The organism is Kitasatospora sp. NPDC093558 (assembly GCF_040683475.1).
Classification (GTDB): domain Bacteria; phylum Actinomycetota; class Actinomycetes; order Streptomycetales; family Streptomycetaceae; genus Kitasatospora.
Window position 1 is genome coordinate 1 of record NZ_JBFBDY010000961.1, and the last position, 1,942, is coordinate 1,942.

The window sequence follows — 1,942 nt, forward strand, 5'->3', positions numbered from 1 at the left end:
GCAGTGGCCCCAGCCCATCCCCGACTACGGCCCGCCACCCATCCCGCGCCGCCCGCGCAGGCGCGGTCGGCTGGTGCTGGTCCTCATCGTGCTGATCGTGCTGCTGATCTCCCTCGTGGGGTTCGTGCTGAAGTACCGGGCGACGCACACGTCCTCCACCGGGTCGGCGCCCGCCACCCGCACGATGGCGCCCGAGGTCCCCGCCGGGGGCGCCGGACGGAACGTCGTCCCGACCGCGTACCTCGGGACCTGGAGCGGCCAGGCCGTGTTCTCCAACTACGCGCCGGCCGGGGCCGTCACCCTCACGGTCGGCCCGGGCGGCATCGGCGACGAGAGCGCGGCGTCACGCCTCGACAGCGGCACCACCCGGTGCGAGGCCGCGTGGACGCTCGTCGAAGTCACGTCGGCGTCGTTGGTCTACACGTCGCGCCGGGTGCGGAGCACACCTGGCGCGTGCGCCGACGTGGACCTCACCGAACGCCGCGTCCTCGTGCTCCAGCTGGACGGCACGATCCAGTACGGCGTCAGCCGCTCGAACGTCATCACCCTGGCCGCGCTCATGCGGAGGATCGGCTGACCCCCTCCGCTCCCTCACCCCAGCTCGCGCACCGCCGCCAGGACGTCCAGCCCCAGCGTCGGGTCCGCGTCCTCGGGCAGGCTGACGGAGAGCCGGGTGAACAGGCCCGCGTAGCGGCGGGTGATCTCGCGGGCGACGTCGTCCACCGGGCCCGACACCGCGAAGGTGTCGAACACCTCGTCGTCGATCATCGCGGCCATCTCCTGCCAGCGCCCGCGCAGCGACAGCGGGTGCAGGCGCTCCTGGAGGTCCTCCCAGCCGTGCTGGGCGAGCACCGGGCGGTAGGCGGGCGTGGAGGCGTAGAAGGCGAGCCGCTCGCGGACGGCGGCGCGGTTGGCGGCGAGTTCCTCCTCCGTCCGCCCGGTGGCGGTCAGGACGCTCCCGGCGATCTCGAACGGGCGCGCCGTCCACGCGGCGCCCTCGGCCTCGGCGCCGGCGCGGGCCTCGGTCAGGCCGGGCAGCACCTGTTCGGCCAGGTAGGCGGGGGACGAGAACGGGTGGCTGAGGAAGCCGTCGGCCACGGCGCCGGCGGTGCGGGTCATGAGCGGGCCGACGCCGGCCAGGAGGATCCGGGGCACCCCGCCGGGCACCGGGTCGGGCGAGAAGACCGGGGACATCGCCGTGTGCGTGTAGAACTCGCCGCGGAAGCGCAGCCGCGCGCCGGTCTGCCAGGTGTCCCAGATGGCCCGCACGGCGTGGACGTACTCGCGCATGCGCGCGGCCGGGCGGTCCCAGGGCATCCCGAACCGCTTCTCGATGTGGGTCTTCACCTGCGAGCCCAGCCCGATGACGGCCCGTCCGCCGGAGGCCGCGTGCAGGCCCCAGGCCTGGTAGGCGAGGGTCATCGGGGTGCGGGCGAAGGCGACGGCGATGCCGGTGGCGAGCTCGATCGTCTCGGTCCGGTCGGCGGCGCGGGCGAGCTGGAGGAACGGGTCGTACGCGGTCTCGGCGACGACCAGCCGGTCCATGCCGCGGCGCTCGGCCAGCTCGGCGGCGTCCAGGATCCCCGCCGGGTGCCCGGAGGCGGTGGCGTCGAGGCGGAGGGCGGCGGTCGGGCGGTCCATGGCGGGGCTCCTGGTCACGGGGGCTTCGGCGCATACGTCGGTCATGCGTCGGCGTGCACCGACAGCCTGCCATGCCGTCACCTGCCCAGCTGCCCGGCTCCCTGACCGTCCGTGCGCCGGCGCCGCCCACCGGATCCGGACCGGGCACCTGCCCACCGCCGACGGCCTCGCCGGTCAGGACTCGCCCAGGTACGCGTGCAGTGCCGCGGCGCCCGCCAGCAGGGCCAGGCCGCGCGCCGTCAGCCGGTCGCGCCACTCGCCCAGCGTCTCCCGGAGCGGCTCCGGCCCGCCTGCCGTCCGG

Annotated in this window: 1 protein-coding gene and 1 pseudogene; one reads left to right on the plus strand and one right to left on the minus strand. The window is 75.6% G+C overall.

Features of this window, described 5'->3' with window-relative positions; translation table 11 throughout:
- Positions 1–577, plus strand: a pseudogene (locus AB0O00_RS37415) (hypothetical protein); the annotation flags it as partial.
- Positions 578–591: 14 nt separating this feature from the next.
- Here the strand turns inward: AB0O00_RS37415 and AB0O00_RS37420 are convergent.
- Positions 592–1,641: a TIGR03617 family F420-dependent LLM class oxidoreductase gene (locus AB0O00_RS37420; protein ID WP_363659153.1), complete on the minus strand. Its 1,050-nt coding sequence runs from the start codon at positions 1,639–1,641 to the stop codon at positions 592–594.
- Between the last annotated feature and the right edge of the window lie 301 nt (positions 1,642–1,942).

Coding starts and splice junctions, on each gene's coding strand:
- AB0O00_RS37420 (WP_363659153.1), bottom strand. CDS start 1,641: ATGGACCGCCCGACCGCCGCCCTCCGCCTCGACGCCACCGCCTCCGGG.